General features: G+C 61.1%; 23 protein-coding genes. 10 read left to right on the top strand and 13 right to left on the bottom strand.

Going from position 1 to position 26489, the window contains the following annotated elements; translation table 11 throughout:
- The 7 genes from BM229_RS16880 to BM229_RS16850 all read left to right on the top strand — a co-directional run bounded on the left by BM229_RS16880 (window position 1) and on the right by BM229_RS16850 (window position 8433).
- On the top strand, window positions 1–1518 hold the full coding sequence (locus tag BM229_RS16880) for an ABC transporter substrate-binding protein (protein WP_093928805.1): 1518 nt from the start codon (window positions 1–3) through the stop codon (window positions 1516–1518).
- A gap of 114 nt (window positions 1519–1632) precedes the next feature.
- Complete coding sequence (locus BM229_RS16875) at window positions 1633–2550, top strand: ABC transporter permease (protein WP_093928804.1); 918 nt, start codon at window positions 1633–1635, stop codon at window positions 2548–2550.
- Between the two features lies 1 nt (window position 2551).
- A complete protein-coding gene (locus BM229_RS16870) occupies window positions 2552–3454 on the top strand; it encodes an ABC transporter permease (protein WP_093928803.1) in 903 nt (300 codons plus the stop codon).
- 3 nt (window positions 3455–3457) lie between these two features.
- Window positions 3458–4456, top strand: coding sequence for an ABC transporter ATP-binding protein (locus BM229_RS16865; RefSeq protein WP_093928802.1), 999 nt, complete (start codon window positions 3458–3460; stop codon window positions 4454–4456).
- Window positions 4453–5448: an ABC transporter ATP-binding protein gene (locus BM229_RS16860; protein WP_067268447.1), complete on the top strand. Its 996-nt coding sequence runs from the start codon at window positions 4453–4455 to the stop codon at window positions 5446–5448. Before BM229_RS16865 ends, BM229_RS16860 begins: the two co-directional genes overlap by 4 nt.
- A 4-nt stretch (window positions 5449–5452) precedes the next feature.
- Window positions 5453–7042 (top strand): gamma-glutamyltransferase, encoded by a 1590-nt coding sequence (locus tag BM229_RS16855; protein WP_093928801.1) that lies wholly within the window; start codon window positions 5453–5455, stop codon window positions 7040–7042.
- On the top strand, window positions 7039–8433 hold the full coding sequence (locus BM229_RS16850) for a M20 family metallopeptidase (protein ID WP_093928800.1): 1395 nt from the start codon (window positions 7039–7041) through the stop codon (window positions 8431–8433). Before BM229_RS16855 ends, BM229_RS16850 begins: the two co-directional genes overlap by 4 nt.
- Window positions 8434–8465: 32 nt before the next feature.
- On the opposite strand, the gene BM229_RS16845 is transcribed toward BM229_RS16850, so the two are convergent.
- From BM229_RS16845 to glpD, 9 genes are all read right to left on the bottom strand, one after another.
- Window positions 8466–9602, bottom strand: coding sequence for an iron-containing alcohol dehydrogenase (locus tag BM229_RS16845; protein WP_167360285.1), 1137 nt, complete (start codon window positions 9600–9602; stop codon window positions 8466–8468).
- Window positions 9602–11098, bottom strand: coding sequence for a glycerol kinase GlpK (gene glpK / locus BM229_RS16840; protein WP_093928798.1), 1497 nt, complete (start codon window positions 11096–11098; stop codon window positions 9602–9604). The genes BM229_RS16845 and glpK overlap by 1 nt, the downstream gene beginning before the upstream one ends.
- A gap of 76 nt (window positions 11099–11174) precedes the next feature.
- Window positions 11175–12887 (bottom strand): ABC transporter substrate-binding protein, encoded by a 1713-nt coding sequence (locus tag BM229_RS16835; protein WP_208604113.1) that lies wholly within the window; start codon window positions 12885–12887, stop codon window positions 11175–11177.
- Window positions 12888–12957: 70 nt separating this feature from the next.
- Entirely contained in the window at window positions 12958–13230 is a 273-nt protein-coding gene (locus BM229_RS16830; RefSeq protein WP_007121386.1) for a DUF2160 domain-containing protein, read from the bottom strand.
- A gap of 13 nt (window positions 13231–13243) precedes the next feature.
- Complete coding sequence (locus BM229_RS16825; protein WP_093928796.1) at window positions 13244–14131, bottom strand: carbohydrate ABC transporter permease; 888 nt, start codon at window positions 14129–14131, stop codon at window positions 13244–13246.
- On the bottom strand, window positions 14131–15003 hold the full coding sequence (locus tag BM229_RS16820; RefSeq protein ID WP_067628794.1) for a carbohydrate ABC transporter permease: 873 nt from the start codon (window positions 15001–15003) through the stop codon (window positions 14131–14133). The genes BM229_RS16825 and BM229_RS16820 overlap by 1 nt, the downstream gene beginning before the upstream one ends.
- The gene (locus tag BM229_RS16815; protein WP_093928795.1) at window positions 15000–16085 is read right to left on the bottom strand and encodes an ABC transporter ATP-binding protein; all 1086 of its coding nucleotides are present in this window, start codon (window positions 16083–16085) and stop codon (window positions 15000–15002) included. The genes BM229_RS16820 and BM229_RS16815 overlap by 4 nt, the downstream gene beginning before the upstream one ends.
- Complete coding sequence (locus BM229_RS16810) at window positions 16085–17170, bottom strand: ABC transporter ATP-binding protein (RefSeq protein ID WP_093928794.1); 1086 nt, start codon at window positions 17168–17170, stop codon at window positions 16085–16087. The genes BM229_RS16815 and BM229_RS16810 overlap by 1 nt, the downstream gene beginning before the upstream one ends.
- Before the next feature lie 13 nt (window positions 17171–17183).
- Window positions 17184–18797: a glycerol-3-phosphate dehydrogenase gene (gene glpD / locus BM229_RS16805; protein WP_244152252.1), complete on the bottom strand. Its 1614-nt coding sequence runs from the start codon at window positions 18795–18797 to the stop codon at window positions 17184–17186.
- Window positions 18798–18994: 197 nt separating this feature from the next.
- Between glpD and BM229_RS16800 the strand changes: the two genes are divergently transcribed.
- Window positions 18995–19762 (top strand): DeoR/GlpR family DNA-binding transcription regulator, encoded by a 768-nt coding sequence (locus BM229_RS16800; RefSeq protein WP_093928848.1) that lies wholly within the window; start codon window positions 18995–18997, stop codon window positions 19760–19762.
- A gap of 9 nt (window positions 19763–19771) precedes the next feature.
- On the opposite strand, the gene BM229_RS16795 is transcribed toward BM229_RS16800, so the two are convergent.
- The 3 genes from BM229_RS16795 to BM229_RS16785 all read right to left on the bottom strand — a co-directional run bounded on the left by BM229_RS16795 (window position 19772) and on the right by BM229_RS16785 (window position 23004).
- Window positions 19772–21175 (bottom strand): alpha,alpha-trehalose-phosphate synthase (UDP-forming), encoded by a 1404-nt coding sequence (locus BM229_RS16795; RefSeq protein ID WP_244152250.1) that lies wholly within the window; start codon window positions 21173–21175, stop codon window positions 19772–19774.
- 165 nt (window positions 21176–21340) lie between these two features.
- A complete protein-coding gene (locus BM229_RS16790) occupies window positions 21341–21937 on the bottom strand; it encodes an exopolysaccharide biosynthesis protein (RefSeq protein WP_093928793.1) in 597 nt (198 codons plus the stop codon).
- A 92-nt stretch (window positions 21938–22029) separates the two neighbouring features.
- Window positions 22030–23004: a DNA topoisomerase IB gene (locus tag BM229_RS16785; protein ID WP_093928792.1), complete on the bottom strand. Its 975-nt coding sequence runs from the start codon at window positions 23002–23004 to the stop codon at window positions 22030–22032.
- Between the two features lie 218 nt (window positions 23005–23222).
- Here BM229_RS16785 and otsB point away from each other — a divergent pair, with 218 nt between their 5' ends.
- Together otsB and BM229_RS16775 are read left to right on the top strand one after the other, a co-directional pair.
- Window positions 23223–23972: a trehalose-phosphatase gene (gene otsB / locus BM229_RS16780; protein ID WP_167360284.1), complete on the top strand. Its 750-nt coding sequence runs from the start codon at window positions 23223–23225 to the stop codon at window positions 23970–23972.
- A 45-nt stretch (window positions 23973–24017) separates the two neighbouring features.
- The gene (locus tag BM229_RS16775; RefSeq protein ID WP_093928790.1) at window positions 24018–25793 is read left to right on the top strand and encodes a glycoside hydrolase family 15 protein; all 1776 of its coding nucleotides are present in this window, start codon (window positions 24018–24020) and stop codon (window positions 25791–25793) included.
- Here BM229_RS16775 and BM229_RS16770 read toward each other — a convergent pair.
- On the bottom strand, window positions 25790–26392 hold the full coding sequence (locus BM229_RS16770; protein WP_093928789.1) for a LysE family translocator: 603 nt from the start codon (window positions 26390–26392) through the stop codon (window positions 25790–25792). The two genes, BM229_RS16775 and BM229_RS16770, sit on opposite strands and share 4 nt — an antisense overlap.
- Between the last annotated feature and the right edge of the window lie 97 nt (window positions 26393–26489).

Here is a 26489-nt window from a genome sequence, read left to right as displayed (position 1 = left end):
ATGAAATCCACGGTCCTGAAATCAACCATCACCGGGCTTATCCTAGCCGCCGCCACGGGCGCGGCCTGGGCGGACAAGGCAGACGACACGCTGAATGTCGCCTTCACCAAAGAGCTTGAGAACGTCGACAGCTACTTCAACTCGTCCCGCGAAGGCGTTGTGCTGCAGCGTGCGGTCTGGGACGGGCTGATCTACCGCGATCCGGTCACCAACGAATACATGGGCAACCTCGCCACCGAATGGGAGTGGATCGACGACACGACCATCGAATTCAAACTGCGCGAAGGCGTGAAATTCCACGACGGGTCGGACTTCACCGCCGATGACGTGGTGTTCACCGTGAACTACGTCGCCGATGAGGCCAATGGCGTGAAAACGCAGCGCAACGTAAACTGGATGAAATCGGCCGAGAAGGTCGACGACTTCACCGTGCGTATCATGCTGAAAGAAAACTTCCCGGCGGCGATTGAATTCCTTTCAGGCCCCGTGTCGATGTATCCCAGCGACTATTACGAAGAAGCCGGCCCCGAAGGCATGGGCCTCAAACCAGTCGGCACCGGCCCCTACAAAGTGACCGAAGTCGTGCCCGGCCAGCACTTCAAACTGGAAGCCTATGAGGGCTACCACGACAGCCCCAAGGGCAAGCCCAGCATCAAAAATGTAGATATCCGCACCATTCCGGATGTGAACACGCAGATGGCCGAACTCTTCAGCGGCTCGCTTGATCTGATCTGGCAGGTGCCGTCGGATCAGGCCGAGAAGTTGGCGGAGCGGGACGAGTTCCAAGTCTCCAACGAATCCACCATGCGTGTGGGTTATCTGACGCTGGATGCGGCGGGCCGGTCCGAGGACAGCCCCTTCACCGACGTGCGCGTACGTAAGGCCGTGAACTATGCGATCAACCGTCAGGAACTGGTCGACGCGCTGCTCAAGGGCAAGTCCAAAGTCGTCTACACCCCCTGCTTCCCCAGCCAGTTCGGCTGCGACGAAGAGGCGGCGGTCGAATATGAGTACAACCCCGAGAAAGCCAAGGAACTCCTGGCCGAAGCAGGCTATGAAGACGGTCTGACCATCGACTTCTACGCCTACCGCGACCGTGAATATGCCGAGGCAATCACCAGCTATCTGAACGCCGTGGGCATCGATACCAACTTCAAGATGTTGCAGTATTCCGCCCTGCGTGAGCAGAACATGAAGGGCGAGACAGCCGTGTCGTTCCAGACATGGGGCAGCTATTCGATCAACGACGCCTCCGCCATGGTCAGCCAGTTCTTCAAGCACGGCTCGCTCGACTACGCGATGGACGATGAGACGCTGGAATACCTCAACATCGCCGACAGCTCGACCGATGAGGCGGTGCGCAAAGAGAACTACACCAAGGCGATCGAACGCATCACCGAAGAAGCCTATTGGGCGCCGATGTTCTCCTACAACACCAACTACGTTACCACCAACGAGGTGGAATACACCCCCACAGCCGACGAAGTTCTGCGCTTCACCACGGTTAGCTGGAAGTAAACCTAACGGCAGGGGCGCCGTGATCGGCGCCCCTGCCCCTCCCCCCTTCCGCACCCAACCCAGACCCACGCGGCAGGCCCCCGCCTGCGGCGCAGCCTCAAGGTAGTTGCACCCGTGCTTCAATTCATTCTCAAACGATTGGGACTGGCCCTTCTCGTGGCCTTCACCGTGTCGTTTATCAGCTTTAGCCTGCTGTTCCTGTCGGGCGACCCCGCCGCAGCACTTGCGGGCGAAACCGCCAGTGGCGAAGACATCGAGGCGCTGCGCCGTCTCTACGGGTTCGACCGGCCCATGCTGGTGCAATACGGCGAATGGCTGTTCTCGGCCCTTCAGGGCGATTTCGGCGAAAGCTACTATTTCCGCCTGCCCGTCGCCTCGTTGATCGCTGACCGACTGAGCGTCACCATGACGCTGGGTGTCTGCGGCATCATCTTTGCGCTGCTGACCGCCGTGCCGCTTGGCGTGATCGCTGCGATCCGCCCCAACTCGATCATTGACCGTGTGGCACTGTTCATCTCGGTCGCGGGGCAAGCAATGCCGAGCTTTTGGTTCGGCCTGATCCTGATCGTGGTCTTTGCGATCCAACTGGGTTGGCTACCGCCTTCGGGCACCGAGACTTGGCGTCATTTCATCCTGCCGACCATCGTGCTGGGCTATTACGCCATGCCCGCGATCATGCGCCTGACCCGTGCAGGCATGCTGGATGTTCTGAACTCTGACTATATCCGCACCGCACGGGCCAAGGGCGCAAACGAGACCCGCGTGCTGTTCCGTCATGCGCTGCGCAATGCGATCATCCCCGTGGTGAGCCTTGCCGCCGTGCAGATGGGCTTCATGCTGGGCGGCTCCATCGTGGTCGAGTCTATCTTTGCGCTGCATGGTGCGGGCTATCTGGCGTGGGAGAGCATTGCGCGCAACGACCTGCCCACCGTGCAGGCGCTGATCCTGATCTTCTCGATGTTCTACATCGTTTTCACTTTCCTCGCAGACGTGCTGAACGCATGGCTCGACCCCCGCATGAGGAGCAGCTGACATGATCACCGCTGGTACACATGACAGCCTTTTGGACGAAATCACCGGCCCGACCCCCGGCCAGATGCTGCGCAAGCGCGTCTTTGGGCACCAAGGTCTGCTGATCGGGGCGGTCGTTCTGATCATCCTCACGATCATCGCGATCCTCGCGCCGTGGATAGCCCCGCATGATCCCTATGCCCAAAGCCTGATGACCCGGATGGAGCCGCCCGTTTTCATGGGTGGCACTTGGGAGCATCCCTTGGGCACCGACCATCTGGGCCGCGATTACCTGTCGCGCCTCATCTATGGTGCGCGGATTTCGCTGCTGATCGGGGCCGTGGCCGCGTTGATCTCGGGCGTGATCGGCACAGCCATGGGCATCGCTGCGGGCTATTTCGGTGGCAAGGTCGATGCGGTTGTCACCTTCCTTATCAACGTGCGTCTGGCGATGCCGGTGGTGTTGGTGGCCCTCGCGGTTGTGGCGATCCTCGGCGGGTCACTGCAAGTCGTGATCATGGTGCTGGGCCTGCTGCTCTGGGACCGTTTCGCGGTGGTCATGCGCGCCTCGACCATGCAGGTGCGGCGGCGCGAATACGTGGCCGCGGCTCAGGTCATCGGCGCCTCCACCCCGCGCATCCTCTTGTCCGAGATCATGCCGAACATCGCCAACAACCTGATCGTCGTCGTGACGCTGGAGATGGCCCATGCAATCCTTCTGGAAGCGGCATTGTCGTTCCTTGGGCTCGGGGTGCAGCCGCCGACGCCAAGCTGGGGTCTGATGGTCTCCGAAGGCAAGAATATGATGCTGTTCGAGCCGTGGCTCGTCCTGATCCCCGGCGCTGTCCTTTTCGTGCTGGTGCTGGCGATCAACCTGATGGGTGACGGTCTGCGTGACGTGACCGCCCCCGAAAACCGGAGCTGACCCATGACAGAACCACTTCTGAGCGTCCGCAACCTGCGGCTCGACATTCCCACGGGCAGCGGCACCCTGCATGCGGTGCGTGGGATCGACTTTGACCTTAACCGTGGCGAAACCCTGTGTATCGTTGGCGAAAGCGGGTCGGGCAAATCGCTAACCTCGCTCGCGCTGATGGGGCTCTTGGGCAAATCCATTAAGCGAAACGCGGATCGGATGACCTTTGATGGCACCGAGTTGACCACCGCCAGCCAAGGCCAGATGCGCAAGCTGCGCGGCGCGCGGATGGCAATGATCTTTCAAGAGCCGATGACCTCGCTCAACCCCGCCTATACGATCGGCGACCAACTGGCCGAGGCGCTGTTGCTGCACCGCAAGGTCAGCCGCCAACAGGCCCGCGCACGGGCGATTGAACTGCTGGAGAAAGTCGGGATCACCGCCGCCGAGAGCCGCCTGTCGCAGTATCCGCACCAGCTGTCAGGCGGTCTGCGCCAGCGTGTGATGATCGCGATGGCGCTGATGTGCGAGCCGGAACTGATCATCGCGGATGAGCCGACAACCGCGCTTGATGTGACGATCCAAGCGCAGATCCTGCGGCTGCTGCATGATCTGGGGCGCGAGATGAACATGGCCGTGATCCTCATCACCCACGACCTCGGCGTCGTGGCGCGGGTCGCTGACAAGGTCGCGGTGATGTACGCGGGCGAGTTGGTCGAGACCGGCCCGGTGGGCGATATCTTTGGCGCACCCTCGCATCCCTACACCCGCGGCTTGCTGCGCTGCATCCCCCTGCCCGGCAAGACGGACCGCGGCGCGAAACTGGGCACCATCCCGGGCATCGTGCCCTCGCTGGTGGGCGAGGTTGAGGGCTGCGTCTTCCGCACCCGCTGCCCCTATGCCGTCGCCGAATGCCGCGGCGAGATCCCCAAGCGCGAGGACGGCAGCCACGCCTTCCGCTGCATTTTCCCCGATGGCAAACGCCATTCCGAGAAGGAGCTGACCGTATGAAGGACAGCGTAAACACCCCCCCGGTGCTGGAGCTTTCCGGCGTCAGCAAGACCTACCGGGTGAAACAGGGCATGTTCGGCAAGGTCAAACCGCTGACGGCCGTGAACGACGTATCGCTGCAACTGGGCAAAGGCGAAGTGCTGGGCCTCGTCGGTGAATCCGGTTGCGGTAAATCCACCCTCGCCAAGATCCTTTTGGGGCTGGAGCAGCCAACCGCAGGTCATGTCAAGATTGACGGCGAAGAGATCACGCAGCAGGGCCGGTTGGCGCTGGCGCGGCGGATCCAGCCGATCTTTCAAGACCCCTATTCCTCGCTCAACCCACGCAAGAGCATCTATGACGTGATCTCTCTGCCGCTGCGGGTGCACAACATCGGTGATGAGGAAAGCCGGAAGAAAAAGGTCAAAGAGATCCTCGACGTTGTGGGCCTGCCGCAACGGGTGATCAACACCTACCCCAGCCAGATGTCCGGCGGCCAGCGCCAGCGTGTGGCCATCGCCCGGGCGCTCATCATGAAGCCCGAGGTGGTGATCTGCGATGAGCCGACCTCGGCGCTGGATGTGTCGGTGCAGAGCCAGATCCTCAACCTGCTGGGCGAGCTGCGCGAAGAGTTTGGCCTTACCTATCTCTTCATTAGCCATGACCTCGCCGTGGTCGAACACCTCGCGACCCGCGTGGCGGTGATGTATCTGGGCGAGATCGTCGAGCAGAACTCGGTCGCCGGGCTCTTTGACGCCCCGCGTCATCCCTACACCAAGGCGCTGTTGAAATCCGTGCTGACGCCCGAGCCGGGCTTGGGCGTGCCGGACACGCAGCTTGGCATGGCCTACCCGAACCCGATCGCGCCGCCGCCCGGTTGTCATTTCCACCCGCGCTGCCCGCGCGCGACGGATCTGTGCAAGCAAAAGGCACCGCGTCACACCCCGATCCCGCAGGGGCATGTCGCCTGCCATCTGCACGATCCGGAAACCCCCATGTACGAACAAGAGTAATCCCATGTCATCGAACCTGTCGCACAGCAGTCAAACCCGCAAAACCGTCATCGAAACCGAACATGGCGTCGTCGCCGCGCAGCATCGGTTGGCAGCAATCGCGGGGGCCGAGGTGCTTGCGGCAGGGGGCGATGCGGTGGATGCGGCTGTGGCCACCTCTTTCGTCATCGGCGTGTTGGAACCTTGGATGAGCGGCCCTGCGGGCGGCGGGGCGATGATGCTCTGGCGCGCCGAAGAAGGCCAAGCCCATGCACTGAACCACGGCATGCGCAGCCCGGGCGCACTCGACCCGGCGAATTATCCGCTGAGCGGGCGGGGCAAGGCGGGTGATCTCTTCCCGTGGGAGCATGTGGAGGGGGACCGCAACGTCCAAGGCGCCACTGCCATCGCCGTGCCCGGCGTGGTCGACGGGCTGGGCCAAGCCCATGAACGTTTCGGCAAAATGCCTTGGGCCGAGCTGCTTGCCCCGGCGGTTGAACATGCCCGCAAGGGTCTGTTGGTGGATTGGTATGCCGCGTTGGTCATCGCCTCTTGCACGCGCGCCCTTGCGCAGGATGCGGATGCGGCGGACCTCTTTCTGGAAGACGGGCAGTGGCCGACGATCAGCGGCTGGACCGCGCTGGCCGAAAAACGGCTGGACCAGTCGCGCATGGCCGACAGCCTTGACCAGATAGCGCGGCACGGGGCGCGCGCCCTCTATGATGGTGACCTCGGCGCCGCGATGGCGCGGGATGTGCAGGACAAGGGCGGTTGCCTCAGCCACGACGACCTGCAAGCCTACCGCGCCGAATTCAGCGCGCCGCTCGACTTCGCCTACCGCGATGCGCGCTTCCACGTGGTGCCGGGGCTGACCGCCGGGCCAACCTTCCGCGATACTTTCGCCTCTCTCGCGACCGAAGACCTCGGGAACGTCCCCGGCCCCGACAGCTATGCCGCCATGGCCGAGGCCCTCAAAGGCGCCTATGCCCGCCGTCTGGGCTCCATGGGCGATACCGGCGAAAGCCCCGAGGCCCCGGGCTGCACCACGCATTTCTCGGTCGTCGACCGTCACGGGAATATGGTGGCGCAGACCCAGACGCTTTTGTCGATCTTCGGCTCCCGCGTCGTCTCACCCTCCACGGGCTTTTTGATGAACAACGGCATCATGTGGTTCGACCCGGTTCAGGGCCGCCCGAATTCGCTGGGGCCGAACAAGCGCTGCCTGATGAACGTCTGCCCGGTGATCGGCGAACAGGGCGACAAACGCTTTGCTTTCGGGGCTTCCGGCGGGCGCAAGATTCTGGGCGCGGTGGCGCAACTGTCCTCCTTCGTCACCGATTTCGACATGTCGCTCGAAGACAGTTTCCACGCGCCGCGCATCGACGCCTCGGACGCAAACCATCTTATTGCCGATGAAAGCCTGCCGCGCGAAGTGCTCGACCGGCTGCGCGAGAACAATGAGGTCGCCGAGACCAAACGCACGATCTTTCCCTACGCTTTCGCCTGTCCCGCAGGCGTGATGCGCGCAAACGGGCAGAATTCCGGCTGCACCGAGATCATGTCGCCTTGGGGCGACGCCATTTCCGAAGATATGACAAAGGACATTCAAGCATGACCCGCGACAGCGCGATCGAAGCGATCTCGACCTATTTCGATGAGGGGACGTTCCAAGCCGAACTGGCCAACCTCGTCTCCTACGAGACCGAAAGCCAGAACCCCGACCAAGCCCCCGAACTCAAACGCTATCTGGTCGAGGCGATGGAGCCGCGGCTGACGGCAATGGGCTTTGCCTGTCGCTTTCACGACAATCCCGACCCACGCGGCGGCCCCTTTCTGGTGGGCGAGCGCCGCGAGGGCGACGACCTGCCGACCGTGCTGACCTATGGCCACGGCGACGTGATCCGCGCCCAGACCGACCAGTGGCGCGAGGGGTTGCATCCTTTCAAACTGGTCGAAGAAGGCGACAAGCTTTATGGCCGCGGCACCGCCGACAACAAGGGCCAGCACCTGATCAACATCGCCGCCATCGAAGCGGTGCTGAAAACCCGTGGCAAGCTGGGTTTCAACTGCCGCATCGTGATCGAGATGAGCGAGGAGACCGGCAGCGCGGGTCTGCCCGAGTTCTTCGCCGAACACCGTGAGGAACTGACCGCCGATGTGCTCATCGCCTCGGACGGGCCGCGGCTGCAACCCGAAGTGCCGACCATGTTCATGGGGTCGCGCGGGGGCGTGTCGTTTGATCTGATCGTCGACAAACGCGAAGGCGCGCATCACTCAGGCAACTGGGGCGGCTTGCTGGCCGATCCGGCGATGATCTTGGCGCAGGCCCTGTCGACCATCACCGACAAACGCGGGCAAATTCAGATCCCCGAGTGGCGGCCCGACAGCCTGACCCCCTCGGTCCGCGCGGCGTTGAAAGACCTGCCGATCGAAAGCGACGATGGCCCCGCCATCGACAGCGACTGGGGCGAAGAGGACCTGACCCCAGTCGAGCGCGCCTATGGCTGGAACAGCTTTGCAATTCTCGCAATGAAAAGCGGCGTGCCCGAAGCGCCGGTCAACGCGATCTCGGCCCATGCCACAGCCACTTGCCAATTGCGCTATGTGGTCGGCACCGATCCCGAAGACATCCTACCCGCGCTGCGGCGTCACCTTGATAAACACGGGTTCGAGGATGTCCGGATCGAGCCGCATGACCGCGGCTTCTTCCGCGCGACCCGGCTGGATGCGGATCACCCTTGGGTGAAGTTCGTGGCGGCCTCCCTCACGAAAAGTGCGGGAAAAGCGCCGCATATCCTGCCCAACCTCGCAGGCTCGCTGCCTAACGACAGTTTCAGCGATATTCTGGGCCTGCCGACGGTCTGGGTCCCGCATTCCTACCGCAGCTGCTCGCAGCACGCGCCCGACGAACATGTGCTGAAACCCGTCTGCCGCGACGCGCTTCGGGTAATGGCGGGCGTGTTCTGGGATTTGGGCGAGGGCAACACGCCGCCGCGCGCCGCCTAAAACTGCCGGGCGGGGGCCGTGGCCCCTGCTCGTTACATTGCCGCGCGGATGCAGGCTTCGAGAGTTTTGGCCTCAAGCGCGCAAGGATTAGCGCGCATCGAGGAAGAGGCTGCCGCCTCGCGGGCGGTCTCAGTCAGATCCGCATCTTCGCGGATCCAACGGTTCAGCCGGTCCAGCCCCCAATCGTCGAGCATGGCGGTGAGCGCTTTGAACGTGCCGTCCTCTGGCAGGTCGAACCCGTCGGAGAGCCACCTCTGAACTTCCGTGAAGCGGGCCGAGACCCCGAGCACATCCGCGTTCGCGGCCAGCACCGGCCCCAGCAGACGCCCACAGATCAGCCCATGCGGCGCGCCAAACTGCCCGCCGATCACGCCGGCCAGCCCATGCACCGCCCCGAGCCCGGCATTCGCCAGCGCCAAACCGCCCGACAGGCTGACATAGGCCATCGCATCCCGCGCGGCAGGGACTTCGCCCGCCGCCAGACGTTTGAGCGCGGCGATCCCCTGCGGAATCGCGGCGCGGCAGAGCGCATCGCTGAGCGGGTTGGCTTTGCTTGAAAGATAGGGCTCAATCACCTGCACCAAGGCATCAAGGCCCGACCCCAACGTGACGCCGCGCGGCGCGCCATCGGTCAGCGCCGGGTCGACCAAGGCCAGACGCGGCAGCATGCGGTCGTCGCGCAGGCTGACTTTTCGCGCGGCGTCTGGCACGGCTAAGACGGCGTTTTTGGTGACCTCGGCCCCGGTGCCTGCGGTGGTGGGGATCGCGATCATCGGCAGCGGATCGGCCTGCAAGGGCCTGCCCGCGCCAACGACTTCGAGATGCTCCATCACGTCGCAATCCGACGGGATCAGCGCCGCTGCGGCCTTGGCAAGGTCGATCACCGCGCCGCCGCCCACGCCCAGCACCACATCCGCGCCGCGCCCCGCCGCCACGGCAGCGCGCACGTCTTCAACCGATGGCTCACCGCTGCTGCGCAACTGGGTCACCTCGCAGCCCGCCGCCGCCAAATCCCGCGCCAGTTCATCGACCCAAGCGACCGAGCCGCCGCGCAGCAAAAGCACCTGCCGTCCATAGGCCCGCGCAGCGGTCACCGCTTCACCCGCCACACCGCGACCAAAACGGATGCGTCCGGCGGTGGCGAAACCGAAAGGAGAGGTCCTCTGCATCAGAACTGCAACGTCGCCTGAACAGCCCGCAGCCATGCGCCGTATTTCTCATCCCGCGTCGCCGCATCCATCTGCATTTCAAACCGCCGGTCGAGCGCCCATTCGCGGGCGAAACCCGCCATATCGGGGTAGATGCCCGCCCGCTGCCCGGCGAGCCATGCCGCGCCAAGTGCTGTGGTTTCCAGCACATCGGGGCGGTCCACCGAGGCCCCGATCACGTCAGACAGGAACTGCATCGCCCAGTCACTAGCGCTCATCCCGCCGTCGACGCGCAGGGTCGCAATCTCGCCCGGCTGGCCTTGGGCGGCCCAGTCCGCCTGCATGGCTTCCAAGAGGTCGCGGGTCTGGTAGCCCACGCTTTCGAGTGCAGCACGCGCGAGTTCCGCAGGGCCGGAGTTGCGCGTCAGCCCGTAGATCGCGCCACGGCATTCGGCGTTCCAGTAAGGCGCACCGAGGCCTACGAAAGCAGGTACCAGAACCACGTTCTGATGCGGATCCGCCTGCTCGGCCAGCGCTTGGGTCTCGCTCGCCTCGCGGATCATCTTGAGCCCGTCGCGCAGCCATTGCACCACGGCACCAGCGACGAAAATTGACCCTTCGAGCGCATAGGTCGGCTTGCCGTCGAGTTGATAGGCAATGGTGGTGAGCAGCCGGTTGGTCGAGGTCACCGCCGTCTCGCCCGTATTCAGGAGGGCGAAACAGCCCGTCCCATAGGTCGATTTCATCATGCCGGGCTGGAAACAAGCCTGCCCGATGGTCGCCGCCTGCTGGTCGCCTGCCACACCAAGGATCGGAATCTCGCGACCAAACAGATCGGGACGGGTCATGCCGAAATCGGCGGCGCAATCCTGCACCTCGGGCAGCATCTCGACGGGAATGTCGAACATTTTGCAGATCGTCGTGCTCCAACGGCCTTTGTGGATGTCGTAGAGCATGGTGCGCGCGGCGTTGGTGGCGTCGGTCACATGGCGTGCGCCGCCGGTGAGTTTCCAGATCAGGTAGCTGTCGACGGTGCCGAAGAGCAGCTCGCCGCGCCGCGCCTGTTCGCGCGCGCCTTCGACGTTATCGAGGATCCATTTCAGTTTCGTGCCCGAAAAATACGGATCGGCCAACAGGCCCGTGCGTTCGGTGATGATCTTGTCGTCGCCACTCTCGCGCAGTTCGCGGCAGAAATCGCTGGTGCGGCGGTCTTGCCAGACGATGGCGTTGTGGACCGGTCTGCCGGTTTTCGCGTCCCAGACCAGCGTCGTCTCGCGTTGGTTCGTGATGCCGATGGCGGTGATGTCATCGGGACGCAGACCGGCCTTTTCGATCACCGCGCGGCAGGTGCCCGCGGTGGTCGACCACAGATCGCCCGGATCATGCTCTACCCAGCCGGAGCGCGGGAAATGCTGCGGGAATTCTTCTTGGGCTGTGGCCGTCACCGACATGTTGCCGTCAAAGATGATCGCCCGCGAAGAGGTGGTTCCCTGATCAATGGCGAGAATATGGGTCATGGCGCGGCCCCCGGTTGTTGGATGAAACGAAAAAGGGGCCGGAACGCTGCTGCGTCCCGGCCCCCGAAAGTTTGGCTTACTGCCAGGACTTGATCAACTCTTCATAGCTGATGGTCTCGGGCTCCGGGTCTTCGTTGTCGAGCTTGGCAACGGGCGAACCTTCCTGCTCAAGCCAGTAGGAGGCTTCACGCTCCTCGTTCATTTTCGGACCCAGATCACCTTGGACGCCTGCGCGCTCAAGACGTTCCATGACTTTTTCCTGCTCGGCACAAAGGCTGTCGAGGGCTTCCTGAGGTGTTTTCGCACCGGACATCGCATCGCCGATGTTCTGCCACCACAGCTGCGCCAGCTTGGGGTAATCCGGCACGTTCGTCCCGGTGGGCGACCATGCGGTACGCGCGGGCGAGCGGTAGAATTCCACCAGACCACCGAGTTTCGGCGCACGCTCGGTGAAGCTTTCGTGCTGGATGGTCGACTCGCGGATGAAGGTCAGACCGGCATGGGCCTTTTCCACGTCCACGGTTTTCGAGGTCACGAACTGCGCATAGAGCCATGCGGCCTTGGCGCGGTCGACGGGGGTGCTTTCCATCAGCGTCCAGCTGCCCACGTCCTGATAGCCCACCTTCTGGCCATCTTTCCAGTAGGCGCCATGCGGGCTGGGGGCCATGCGCCACTTGGGCGTGCCATCGTCGTTCAGCACGGCAGTGGCATTCTCGTTCACCATGTCCGCGGTGAAGGCCGTGTACCAGAACATCTGCTGGGCAATCGCACCCTGCGCAGGAACCGGACCGGCTTCGCCAAATGTCATGCCAGCGGCTGCGGGGGGCGTGTACTTTTCAAGCCATTCGATGGATTTGGAGATCGCATAGACCGCCGCCGCATCGTTGGTCGCACCGCCACGGGTCACACAGGAACCGACCGGCTGCGAGTTTTCGTTGACGCGGATGCCCCATTCGTCGACCGGCAGGCCGTTGGGCTCACCCACGTCGCCGCCGCCCGCCATGGAAAGCCACGCATCGGTGTAGCGCCAGCCAAGGCTCGGGTCTTTCTTGCCGTAGTCCATGTTGCCGTAGACTTCGACGCCGTCGATGGTACGGCCGGTGAAGAATTCGGCGATGTCTTCGTAGGCGGACCAGTTGACCGGAACGCCCAGTTCATAGCCGTACTTCTCTTTGAACTCGGCCATCAACTCAGGATCGGTGAACCAGTCCTGACGGAACCAGTAAAGGTTCGCGAACTGCTGGTCGGGCAGTTGGTACAGCTCGCCATCGGGCGAGGTGGTGAAATCAAGGCCGATGTAATCGTCCAGATCGAGACCGGGGTTGGTCACGTCCTTGCCTTCGTTCGCCATCCAATCGGTCAGGCTGCGCGCCTGCTTGTAGCGCCAGTGGGTGCCGATCAGGTCAGAGTCGTTGATATAGGCGTCATAGATGTTCTCGCCCGACTGCATCTGCGTTTGCAGCTTTTCAACCACGTCGCCCTCGCCGATCAGGTCGTGGGTGATATTGATGCCGGTGATCGCGCTGAAGGCCGGGGCCAGCACGTTGGCTTCGTATTCGTGGGTGGTGATGGTCTCGGACACGACTTTGATGTCCATGCCTTTGAATGCTTCACCAGCGTCGATGAAGAATTGCATCTCCGCTTCCTGCTCTTCGCGGCTCAGCGCGGAGCGTTCGATTTCCTCGTCGAGGAATTTCTTCGCGGCATCCATATCCGCGAATGCTGGCCCGGCGAGCAGACCGAGCGTGACCGCAAGTGCGGTACTCGATTTCATGACAGATCGTTTCATTATGTCCTCCCTAGACATTTGGTCGTGTCGTATGGCTGCCCCGATTAACCGGGATCAGCCGTGATAGCGCCTAGACCCAGCGAAATACGGCTGCGGCATAGGCAAGGCAGACCAGCAGCGCATAGGGCTGAGGACCCGCCTCGAAACCCAGCCAGATCAAATTGATAAAGGCTGAGCCGAGAAGCGTGATGAACAGACGGTCACCACGGGTTGTTTCGATCCTGAGGATGCCGGTGCGGGGCGTCTCAGGAAATTTGATCGCGAGGATCGTGAAGGTCACGAGTAACAGCGCGATGACACCGAAGAAGATCGCGGTGGGCATGGTCCAAGCCATCCAAGACATGAGCGGTCTCCCTTTATACGCGCCCGAGGGCAAAGCCCTTGGCGATGTAGTTGCGGACGAAATAGATCACCAATGCGCCCGGCACGATTGTGAGCACCCCGGCGGCGGCCAGCACGCCCCAGTCGAGGCCCGAGGCCGAAACAGTACGGGTCATGGTGGCGGCGATGGGTTTGGCATCGACCGAGGTCAGCGTGCGCGACAGCAGCAGTTCCACCCATGAGAACATGAAGCAGAAGAAGGCCGCGACGCCGATGCCGGAGGCGATCAGGGGGGTGAAGATACGGATGAAGAAGCGCGGGAAAGAGTAACCATCAAGGTAAGCCGTCTCGTCGATCTCCTTGGGCACGCCGCGCATGAAACCTTCGAGGATCCAGACCGCCAGCGGCACGTTGAACAGGCAATGCGCCAGCGCCACGGCGATATGCGTGTCGAACAGCCCGACCGAGGAATAAAGCTGGAAGAACGGCAGCGCGAAGACCGCCGGAGGGGCCATGCGGTTGGTCAGCAGCCAGAAGAACAGGTGCTTGTCGCCCATAAAGCTGTAGCGCGAGAAGGCATAGGCCGCAGGCAGCGCCACAGCGAGCGAGATCACGGTGTTCAAGACCACATAGATCAGGCTGTTGACATAGCCCATGTACCAGCTCGGATCGGTGAGGATCTTGGCGTAGTTCGCCAGCGTCAAATCACGCGGGTAGAGCGAGAAGCTCCCCAGGATCTCTGCGTTGGTCTTCAGGCTCATGTTGATCAGCCAGTAGATCGGCAGCAGCAGGAACAGCAGGTAGAGCGTCATCACCACCACAGACCCTTTGGGCCGAAAGCGGCTGCGCCGGGCGCGTTTGTCGGTGGTCACCTCGCCCGGAATGGGCGCGGCACCGGGGGCTTGCACGGTTGTGTCGGTCATCACACACCATCCCTTTTGTCGAGGTTGACCATCACAGTGTAGAACACCCATGAGATCAACAGGATAACGAGGAAATACATCAGGCTGAAGGCTGCCGCGGGGCCGAGGTCAAACTGACCGATGGCCATTTTCACCAAGTCGATGCTGAGGAAGGTCGTGGCATTGCCCGGCCCGCCACCCGTCACGACAAACGGCTCTGTATAGATCATGAAGCTGTCCATGAAGCGCAGCAGGATCGCGATCATCAGCACGCCTGCCATCTTGGGCAGTTCGATATAGCGGAACACGGCCCAACGGCTGGCTTGGTCGATCTTGGCAGCCTGATAATAGGCGTCCGGAATGGATTGCAGACCGGCATAGGCCAAGAGCGCCACCAGAGAGGTCCAGTGCCAAACATCCATAACCACGACGGTAATCCAAGCGGCGGTGATGTCTTGGGTGTAGTTATAGGTGATTCCCAGCTTGTCGAGCGTGTAGCCCAAAAGGCCAATGTCGACGCGGCCAAAGATTTGCCAGATGGTGCCGACCACGTTCCACGGGATCAGCAGCGGCAGGGACATGAGCACCAGACAGAAGCTCGCCCAGAACCCGTTTTTCGGCATGTTCAGCGCAACAAAGATGCCGAGCGGAATTTCGATCGCCAGAATGACACCCGAGAAGATCAACTGACGGCCAAGCGCATCCCACATCCGGTCGCTGTCGAGCATGTCGGAGAACCACTCCAGCCCGGCCCAGAAGAACTCATTTCGGCCAAAGGTGTCTTGCACCGAGTAGTTGACCACGGTCATCAGCGGGATCACGGCCGAAAAGGCCACGAGGATCAGCACCGGCAGGACAAGAAACCATGCCTTTTGGTTGACGGTCTTGTTCATGCGGCTTCTCCCTCTGCGCTGATGCGCCAATCGTCGTCATAGACGTTGATGCCCGCCGGATCGAAACTGATCGCGGTGTTTTCGCTTGGCACCGTGGCGCCTTCCTCGGCGATGGCGCTGACCGGCTGGCCTGCCACATCAAGGCGGATGATCTTGTGACGGCCCACGTCTTCGACGCGGGTTACCTTGGCAGGCAGGCCCAGCCCTTCGCAGTTAAGGCGGATAAACTCGGGCCGGACGCCCAGCTGGGTTTTACCGCCCTTGGGGGCGTAAGTTTTATTCAAGTTGATGCTCGTGCCCGCGACCTGCGCGGCATTGCCCGAAATCTGCGCATCGAAAAGGTTCATCCCCGGCGAGCCGATGAAATAACCCACGAAAGTATGCGCGGGCCGTTCGAACAATTCTTGCGGTGTCCCGATCTGCACCACACGGCCATCATACATCACCACAACCTTATCGGCGAAGGTCAGTGCCTCGGTCTGGTCGTGGGTCACGTAGATCATCGTGTGACCAAACTCGTGGTGCAGCGATTTGAGCTGCGTGCGCAGCTCCCACTTCATATGTGGGTCGATCACCGTCAGCGGCTCGTCGAACAGCAGCGCGTTCACGTCTTCGCGCACCATGCCGCGGCCCAGCGAAATCTTTTGCTTGGCATCCGCCGTGAGGCCCCGCGCCTTGCGGTTCAACTCGTCTTCCATGCCGATCATCTGCGCGATTTGCTGCACGCGCTCTGCGACATAAGAGGCATCCGCGCCCCGGTTGCGCAGCGGAAAGGCGAGGTTATCGCGCACCGTCATCGTGTCGTAGACAACCGGGAACTGGAACACCTGCGCGATGTTGCGCTCCGCCGTGGGGGCATGGGTCACGTCGCGGTCATTGAACAGGATGCGCCCCTGCGAAGGCTGCAACAGGCCCGAGATGATGTTGAGCAGCGTAGACTTGCCACAGCCCGACGCGCCCAGAAGGGCGTAGGCTTCGCCGTCGATCCAGTCGTGGTTCAATTCCTTGAGGGCGAAATCATCCTCATGGCCGGGGTTCGGCAGATAGGAATGCGCAAGGTTATCAAGCGTGATCTTGGCCATTATGCCGCCTCCGCATAGGGCGCGGCAGAGACGAGGGCCCCGTTCGCGTCAAACAGGTAAATATGCGCCGGATCCAGATAAACCGGCAGCGGCTGACCCGGTTGCAGATGCTGGATGCCATGCACCAGCCCGACCCATTTCGCGCCGTGATAATCGAGGTGGATGAAGGTCTCCGACCCGGTGATCTCGGTCACGTTCAGCTTCGCGTCAAAACCAATCGCGCCGGGGGTCTGCGCTGCGAGTGTCAGGTGGTTGGGGCGGAAACCGGCGGTGTATTCGCCATCCTTCAGGCTCGCCATACTGGCAGGCGCGGGCATCTCGCCCCGGTCAAAACGCAAGGTGCTGCCCGCCTTTGTCATGCTCAGGAAGTTCATCGGCGGGTCGGAGAAGACCCGCGCCGTCGTGGCATTCTCGGGCCGGCGGTAGACGCTTGGCGTCAGGCCAAACTGTGTCACGCGGCCCTCCCAAAGCGTCGCGGTGTTGCCGCCCAAAAGCAGCGCCTCTTCCGGCTCGGTCGTGGCATAGACAAAGATCGACCCGGCGCGTTCAAAGATACGCGGAATCTCGGCGCGAAGCTCTTCGCGCAGTTTATAATCGAGGTTCGCCAGCGGCTCATCCAGCAGCACGAGGCCTGCGTTTTTCACCAGCGCCCGCGCCAAGGCGCAGCGCTGTTGCTGACCGCCCGAAAGCTCCAACGGTTTACGGTCGAGCATCGGGGTCAACTGCATCAGTTCAGCCGTCTCGCGCACCGCGCGGTCGATCTCATCTTTCGACTTGCCCACCAACTTCATCGGCGAGGCGATGTTGTCATAGACGGTCATCGAGGGGTAGTTGATGAACTGCTGATAGACCATCGCCACTTTGCGGTCTTGCACCCGCATGCCGGTCACATCCTCGCCGTTCCAGATCACATGACCGGTGTTTGGAACATCCAGCCCGGCCATCAGCCGCATCAACGACGTCTTGCCCGCAGATGTTGGCCCCAAGAGCACGTTCATCGTGCCCTTTTCCAAGGTCAGGTCGGTCGGGTGGATATGCGTTTGACCGCCCACCGTTTTCGACACGTTTTTTAGGATCAAACTCACGTTCGTCCTCCCCTCATTCCGCCGCAGAGGCGGCTTGTTTCGCCGCGCGCATCTGCATCCATTCATCAAGACGCGCGATCTGCGCCTCATCCATTCGCAGGCCCAGCTTGCTGCGGCGCCAGACGACGTCCTCTGCGCTGAGAGCATACTCTTTGTTCATCAGCCAAGCGACCTCACGCGCCGTGAGGACCGCGCCAAAATGCTCCCCCATGTCCGCGAGCGTCTTGGACTCACCCAGCAGCGCCCATGCATCTGTACCATAGGCCCGGATCAGCCGCGCTGCCCAGCTTTCATCTAGAAAGTCGTAATCCGCATTCAGCCGCGCGATCAGTTGCGCTACCCCATCCACCGGAAAATCACCGCCCGGCAAGGCGACGCCAGCGGTCCAATGGCCCGACAACTTGTCGAAATGCGGGGCGATTAATTCCAGCGCGTCTTCGGCCAGTTTGCGGTATGTGGTGATCTTGCCGCCAAAGACATTGAGGATCGGCGCGCCGCCAGTTTCGTCCACTTTAAGCGTATAGTCTCGCGTGGCCGCCGTGGCGCTGCTGGCCCCGTCATCATAGAGCGGGCGCACGCCGGAGTAGGTCCAGACGATGTCTTTTCGGGTGATGTCTTGCTTGAGGTAGCCATTCACGAAGTTGATCAGGTAATCTTGTTCCTCGGGGGTACATTCCGGGGTGACCGAAGGATCAGGGTGATCCGCATCCGTGGTGCCGATTAGCGTAAAATCCTGCTCATAGGGGATCGTGAAGATGATCCGCCCATCGGTGCCTTGGAAGAAATAGCATTTGTCGTGATCGTAAAGCCGCTTGGTCACGATATGGCTGCCACGCACCAGCCGGACCCCCTCGGAAGAGTTCAGCCGCGCAGTGTTGTGGATGATGTCGCCGACCCATGGGCCGCCTGCGTTGACCAGCATCTTGGCGTGGATCACCTCGCGCTGGCCATCCGCGCCATGCTCTACGGTGACCGCCCAACCGTCGGCGCTGCGGTCGGCAGAGACGACTTTGGTCCGGGTCATGATACGCGCGCCGCGCAGTTCCGCATCGCGGGCGTTCAGCACCACGAGGCGGGAGTCTTCGATCCAGCAATCGGAATACTCAAAGGCTTTTTCGAACCGATCCTCCAGCGGTGCCCCCTCGGGCGTGCCGCGCAGCGACAGGCTGCGGGTGGCGGGCAGGATCTCGCGACCGCCGAGGTTGTCATAGAGAAACAGGCCCAAGCGGATCAGCCACGCCGGGCGGCGGCCCCGCATCCAAGGCATGAACAGCCGCAGCAATTTGGAAGTCGGCGTGTCCCCCTCGAACCGCATGTCGCGGTGATAAGGCAGCACGAAACGCATCGGCCAAGAGATATGCGGCATCGCTTTCAGCAGCACTTCGCGTTCGGTCAGCGCGTGACGCACAAGGCCGATCTCAAAATACTCAAGATAACGCAGTCCGCCGTGGAAAAGCTTGGTGGAGGCCGAAGAGGTCGCCGAGGCCAGATCGTTCATCTCGGCCAAAGTCACGCTCAGACCCCGCCCCGCGGCGTCCCGGGCGATACCGGCACCGTTAATTCCGCCGCCGATGACGAAAAGATCGACCGGAGCCGTGGCCACATGACTATCGGGCTGTTGGTTCACGATCCGGCCCTCCCCCAGCACAGATTGGTGTAATTCGCGGCCAGTGTTACGAAACGACTCTCAACTGCACAAGATTTATTTTCGTTTATGTTCGTTTTAACGATATACCGAACATGTTAAGCGCAACAAGGCGCGCGATTGCTTGCGTTAGTCGAAACACTGGAGATAATGCACCGACAGCAGGCAGGAGCTACGCCATCTCACAGACATTCCGCCATCCAGACATACTTGAAATCGCCCGGCGCGAGGGCAAGGTCACCGTAGACGGGCTGGCCGAACATTTCGGCGTCACCCATCAAACCATCAGACGCGACCTCACCGAACTGGCCGATAGCGGCAAGTTAGAGCGGGTGCACGGCGGCGCGGTACTGCCTTCGGGTGCAAGCAACATCGGCTATGCCGAGCGGCGCAACCTGCATGAAGACGCCAAGAACCGCATCGCCCGCGCCTGCGCCGAACATATTCCGGACGGCTGCTCGGTTTTCTTGAATATCGGGACAAGTACCGAGGCCGTGGCTCGTGCTCTGTTGCATCACCGCGATCTGATGGTGGTGACGAACAACATGAATGTGGCGAACATCCTTGTCGATAATCCCGAGTGTCGCATCGTATTGACGGGCGGTGCACTGCGCCGCGTCGACGGCGGATTGGTCGGCAACCTGACGATTGAAACGATCCGACAGTTTAAATTCGATATCGCGGTAATCGGCTGTTCGGCGATGGATGCAGATGGAGATTTGCTCGACTTTGACATTGAAGAAGTGGGCGTAAGCCAATGCATCATCGCGCAGTCGCGCAATACGTTTTTGGTGACCGATCATTCAAAATTCAAACGCTCTGCGCCTGCGCGCATCGCCTCTGCCCGAGAGGTCGATATGTTTTTCACCGACCTTCCCCTGCCCACGGGACTAATCGACAAATGCAGAAGTTGGGAGACTGAGGTGATCTATGCGCCGGAGATGTGATACGGTTCGCTACGCCTCAGACCACTCTCGTACCGGAGGTTTCACGACCAGCATCGGTGCGCAGTTTTTCAACGCCTGAACATAGGTCTGGCTCCAGCGGTTCACATCCGTGGCGCGCACTTGCGCCATGCAACTGGCATGACGACGTTTGCGTTCCTCCAGTGGAAGGGCCAGCGCCGTCTTTAGCGCCTCGCTCATATCTTCGATGTCATAGGGGTTGACCAAGATCGCATCGGTTAGATCTTCGGCGGCACCGGCCATATGCGAAAGGATCAACACGCCGGGGTCTTCGGGGTCTTGCGCAGCGATATATTCCTTCGCCACAAGGTTCATCCCGTCGGCAAAAGGGGTGACGATCCCCACACGCGCGCGGCGGTAAAGCCGCGCCAGCAGGTCGCGATCAAGGTTCCGGTGAATATAGCGCAACGGGGTCCAGTCGATCTCTCCATGTTCGCCATTCACGCGGCCAACCAACTCTTCCAATTCGTAACGAAGCTCACGATACGCAGCGACTTCTTCGCGGCTCGGTGGGGCGATCTGCACCATGCTCACGCGGCGTTCACGTTCATCACGGGTTTCCAGATAGCGGCCGAAGGCACGGAACCGGTTGGGCAAGCCTTTGGAATAATCCAGCCGGTCAACGCCGATGACGATGTCACCCGCCATATCGTCGGCCAACCGATCTTGTTCGCTACCGCCCTGCGCTGCGTGAACAAAGGTTTCCACGTCGATCCCGATGGGGAAAGACCGCACCGCCACTGCCCGCGCGCCGCATTTGATCGTGCCGTTCATCAGGAATTCGGAATCCGTCTCGGCGCGGAACATCTCAAGACAGCGCGCCACGTCAGCGCGGGTTTGCAGACCGACAAGATCGTAATCCGCCAACCAATGCGCCAAATTGGCCTCACGCGGGAGGGCGCCCATATCACCCAAGGCGGGGAAGGGAATATGCAGGAAAAACCCGATCTTGCCAGTAAAACCAAGCTTGCGCAGTTCAGTCGCCAAAGGGAAAAAATGATAGTCATGGACCCAGATCATATCTTCCGGTCCGGCGATCTTTATCACCTGCTGCGCAAGGCGCGCATTAACGGCGCTATATCCCCGTTCAAACCCACGGTCGAGCTCGACCAGATCACCGCGGCGGTGGCAGACCGGCCAAAGTACGGAATTGGAAAAACCAAGGTAGAAGTTTTGGTAATCTTCTGGACTGAGGCTGAAGCTCAATCGAGCGTACTCGCTTTGGTCGCCATATTTCGTCAGGTTTTCTGCTGGATTATCTGTCGTCTCAGGGTGCGATCCAATCCAGACGCCGCCGATCTTGCGCAGGGTTTCGTGAAGCGCAAAGACCAATCCACCAGAAGGGGCGGCCTCTGAAGGGATGCGATTTGAGATTACAATTAATCTGCCAGCCATTTTTTGTGCCTCGGGAACAATCAATTTCGGCCGCCGAGCCTGAATAGACGGAACGCCGACCACCACTAACGGGTTAATGGTTCAGTTCGCTAAAGGTTCCCAGCTTGGGCTGAGATGGTCAAACATTTTGCAGGTGCAGCATCGCAATGAGGCGTGTTTATTTTTTCAGCGCCCAATAAAGAACCATGCAACACCCACAGGCAGCAGAGACATCAGGACCATTGCCAAGATCACCACCCTACCGTCACGCATAAGATAGCCCGCGGCGAATATGGCGATCATGGCCGACGCAATGGAACCCGACGTGGGGACGATCTCCATGAACGGCATGAACATGGTGAGCAACAGGACCATGATCAGTGGCAGGTAAATCCATGGTCGGTGGAGCAGAAATGTCGTACGCTCGTGCAAAAACCGGTCAACAAATCTCACCGGACGGCGTAGCCATTTAACACCTTCGCGGAGCTTATCAGCCGCGATATCACGGCGCATGATGAACCCCGGCAGCCACAAACTATCGCGGCCCACGATCATCTGCACCACCAAGAACATGACCACCAGACCAACGAAAGCCGTAACCCCAGGAATGCCACTGGCGGGCGATGTAGAGATCAGGCTGAACGCGAGAATGGTCGAAGCAAAAGAATGTTTGCCGAGGCAGTTAATAATCTCTTCCACCGTGATCTGCCGATCATCGCCGCCGGAAAGATTTTCCATCTGGTCAAGCACACCGTCAAGAGTAGGCCCATCTGTGTCGCTCATGAAATTCTATTCCTTATGATACCGGGCCGCAGCACTGTTCATGTTAACAATGCGCGAACGCGGCGAAAGTTCGAGCGCATCATGAATTGCACTCAGTCCCCCGCGCGCAGGAATGCCAGTAATCCGCGTTCGGCCTGAGTCATATCATCTATATCGGGTGGCTCAGGCAAGTCTTGAGGGTGCTGGCAGAGATCAATCACCTGCGGATGGATATAGCTGTTACGCGCAATGGTGGGGGTGTTGTGCAATCTCTCTGCTGCCGCTTCGGCCATGCTCTTGATGGTAGGCTTTTCTTGGGCCTGCGCTACGCCGAATGCCGCGACCGTTCCTGCCCATGTGCGAAAGGTCTTGGCCGAGAACCCTTCTATGCCAGCGGCATCGGCGATGTAATCATTTAGGGCCGAGGAGGACAAACTGCGCGACTCCCCCTCCTCATCAAGCCATGTCAGTAGATCAGCGCCCGGCAAGTCGCGGATCTTTTCCAACGCGCGCATGAGGGTTCGGTGGGCAATCTGTCGGCGCACCCGCTTGCCGCCCTTTGCGATGAAAGACGCTTGCAACTTACCGTCCCGTAGCACCAGATGTCGCCGTTTCAGCGTTAACGTGCCATAAGTGCGGTTGGTTTTGGCATAGACCTGATTGCCCACCCGAAGCGACAGACGGTCTATCATCGCCACGGCGGCGGCCAGCGCGAATGCACGCTCCCCCAGCTCGCCATTCAGATCACGCCGCACGCGTCGGCGCAGGCGGGGCAGCGTTTCGGCGAAATCGGGCAGGCTAGCGTATTTCTCTTGTGCCTGTGCCTCTGACCAGAGCGGATGATAGCGGTACTGCTTACGTCCTCGTGCATCGAAACCTGTGGCCTGTAGATGGCCATTCACATGCGGGCTGATCCACACCTTTTCATAGGCCGGGGGCACTGCCAATTGGGTCAATCGATCGCGTTCAGCCTTGTCTTTGATGCAACGCCCATCGACCGCGTGGTAGGAAAACCCCCGTCCACACCGCCGACGGGCGATGCCGGGCTTGCTGTCGGGGTAATACATTAGCGTGGATGGTGCGTTCATTTGCATTTCCGGGGACGCGACATGTGTCGGTTAATGTGCAGCAAAGAGATCGGCGGCCCGAGCCGCTGTGCAGATTAACGCCCCTGCTTTACATGGGTTCCCAAGGCGTGCTGCGCACATCTCTGCGCAGTTGCAGCATAAATGTTTTGATTTCGCTGCGGTGACGCATAAGTTTCCTAATGAAATGCCCGTATAATGAGACGGATAGACCAGACCCTATGGAAAGCACCACCTTGCCGCACCGCAGTCTGCCGCCGTTGATCCCGGCCCGGCGCTACGCGTTTTTTCTGGACCTCGACGGCACCTTGGCCCCCATTGTCGACAACCCCGAAGATGCCTGCCTGCCCGAACGCACCCGGCACCTCTTAACCCGCCTTATGGCCGCGACCGATGGCGCTGTTGCGGTGATCTCAGGCCGGGCGATGGCGGATGTGGACCGCATCTTGGGCGCGCTGCAACTTCCGGTTTCAGGATCGCACGGGCTGGAACTGCGCGTTGGTTCCGCGGCTGGAGAAACCTCACAAGACATTCAAGGCATCCCCGCCGCTGTAATAGACCGCGTTGAGGAATTCGCGGTGCTGCATGGCGTCACCTCAGAGCGCAAGCCGGGCGCGATTGCCCTGCATTATCGCAAATCCCCTGATCAAGAGGGCGTGTGCCGCGCCTTTGTGGATACGCTTACGGGTGAAGACCCAAGCCTGCGGGGCTTGCACGGCAAGATGGTCAGCGAAGTGGCGCTGAACGGGGTCGACAAAGGCGGGGCAGTCGAACGTTTCATGGCGTCCCCCGCTTTTGCAGACAGATTGCCCGTAATGGTGGGCGACGATGTGACAGACGAAGACGGCTTTCGCGCGGCACAGGCGCAGGGCGGCTTTGGCATCAAGATCGGCCAAGGGCCGACGGAAGCACAGCATCGCATCGCAGATGTGGCAGGTTTTGCCGATTGGCTAGAAGAGATTATGCGCTGAGCTGGCCCGCCCGGCAGGTGCAATAGAAATAGGAAAGAGGGACGTATGGATCTGGGTGTCATCGGGAACTGCGCAGTCGCGGCTTTGGTCAGTCGCGAAGGAGCGATCAACTGGTTTTGCCTGCCACGGTTTGACGGCGATCCGGTCTTTCACAGCCTGATGGGTCATGGCGCAGGCGAAGAGGGCGACGGGGAGTTTGCCGTTGAACTCGAAGACATGACGGAAAGCGAACAAAGCTATCTGCCCAATACCGCGATCCTGCGCACGGTCCTGCGCAGCGCCAAGGGCGCGGTTGAGATTGTCGATTTCTGTCCCCGTTTCACCGCCTATGGCCGCAGCTTTCGCCCCCAGATGCTGGTGCGGCAAGTGCGACGCATTGAGGGTTCGCCTCGCGTGAGGATGCGCCTGAAACCGCGCTTTCAATGGGGAGAGGTGGCCCCCACGCTTACCCGCGGGTCGAACCATGTGCGCTTTGTCGGGCCTGAGCAGAACATGCGCCTGACCACCGACGCGCCGATTGACCATGTGCTGGACGCGCGTTTGATAAATCTTGAAGGCGAGATGACATTCATCCTTGGCCCCGACGAGACGCTGTCAGACAGTGCCGAGCAGATCGGCACCACCTTTCGCACCAAAACCACCCGCTATTGGCAGCGATGGACCCAGCGTTTGGCGATCCCTTTCGAATGGCAAGAGGCCGTCATTCGCGCCGCGATCACGCTGAAACTTTGCAGCTATGAGGCCACGGGCGGGGTGATTGCCGCGATCACTACCTCGCTGCCCGAAGCGCCGGATTCTGGGCGCAACTGGGATTACCGCTATTGCTGGGTCCGCGATGCGTTTTTCACCGTCCGCGCGCTCAACAGCCTCGCCGCGACCCGCACCTTGGAGCATTATTTCCAATGGCTGATGAATGCCGTGGCGGATGCCGAAGGCGGGCATATCCAACCGGTGCTGGGGCTGGGGCTTGAGACGGCGCTGACCGAACGTATCTCGCCCAGCTTGCAGGGGTTCCGCGGCATGGGGCCGGTGCGGATCGGCAATCAGGCGCATGAGCATTTCCAACACGACACCTATGGCAATATCATCCTTGGCGCAGCGCCCGCGTTTTTTGATCACCGCCTGCCGATGAACACCGGGCGCACAGCGTTTGAGCAGCTTGAGCCCTTGGGCGAGCAGGCATGGGAACTGCACGACCAGCCTGATGCGGGCATCTGGGAATTGCGCAGCCGTGCCCGCATTCACACGTCTTCGTCACTTATGTGCTGGGCTGCCTGCGACCGTTTGGGCAAGATCGCGCGCCATTTGAAATTGGACGACCGCGCCGCCCTTTGGGCCGAGCGCGCCGAGGTGATCCGCGACAAGATCCTCGACAACGCTTGGTCAGAAGAACGCGGCGCCTTTGTCGAAAGCTTTGGCGGCAGCACCTTGGATGCCAGTGTCTTGCTGATGGGGGAGGTCGGTTTCCTACCACCGAAAGACCCGCGGTTCATCGCCACGGTCGAGCGTCTTTCCGAAGTGCTGGGCCGTGGCCCCTTCATGCTGCGTTACGAAGAGGCGGATGATTTCGGTGTGCCCGAGGTCGGCTTTAACGTCTGCGCTTTCTGGCGGATTGATGCGCTGGCGCGGATTGGCCGCGAAGAGGAAGCCCGCAAACTGTTCGAAGAACTGTTGGAAGCCCGCAATCACCTTGGCCTCATGTCCGAAGACACCGCATTCGCCACCGGCGAGGGCTGGGGCAACTTCCCGCAGACCTATTCCATGGTTGGCATCATCAACGGCGCGATGCGCCTGTCGCGGCGGTGGGAGGCCGAGCTTTAACGCACGAACAGCAGACGCAGGCCCAAAAGCCCCAGCACCGCTGAGGCCACCCGGTCAAAGTAAACCTTCGCGCGCAGGTAGCCTTGGCTCACTGCCGGGCGGCTCATGCCGAAGGCTAAAGTGGTGTAAAAAGCGACTTCGATGATCAGGTGATTGGCGACGATCAAAAGGTTCTCGCTCAGCCGCATCCCCTCGGGGAAGATGACCACCAGAACCGCCGCGGCGAAAAGTACCGATTTAGGGTTCAGGATATTGATCATCAGCCCCTGCCGGAACGCATGGCGGGCGGGGGTCACCGTGCTTGTCACCGGCGCCCGCGCCCCGCGCCACATGCCATAGGCCACGTAGAGCAGGTAGGCTGCGCCCACGGTTTTCACGATGGCATAGGCCCATGGGAAAGCGAGGAACACCGCCTCCAACCCCAAGAGCGCGGCAAGGGTCCAGAAGGAGGCAACGAGGCCGAGCCCAAGCCCCACGGCAACGCCCGCCTGCCGCCCTGAACTCAGCGTCGTTTTCAGCGCGATCAGAAAAGCCGGGCCGGGGCTGAGGATCGACGCGATGAGCGCGATGTTAAAGGCGATGAGATGCGAAAGTTCCATGGCAATGACCCCGGTTGTTCAGCATCAGCTATGCGCGGCTTTCTCATCTGGTCAACTGGGATACGAGCAACCTGCGCGTCCTGTCAAAAGTCACGCC

Source organism: Sulfitobacter dubius (assembly GCF_900113435.1).
Classification (GTDB): Bacteria; Pseudomonadota; Alphaproteobacteria; order Rhodobacterales; family Rhodobacteraceae; genus Sulfitobacter; species Sulfitobacter dubius.
Note: the sequence above shows the minus strand (reverse complement) of the source record. Positions and strands in the feature narration are given on the sequence as shown.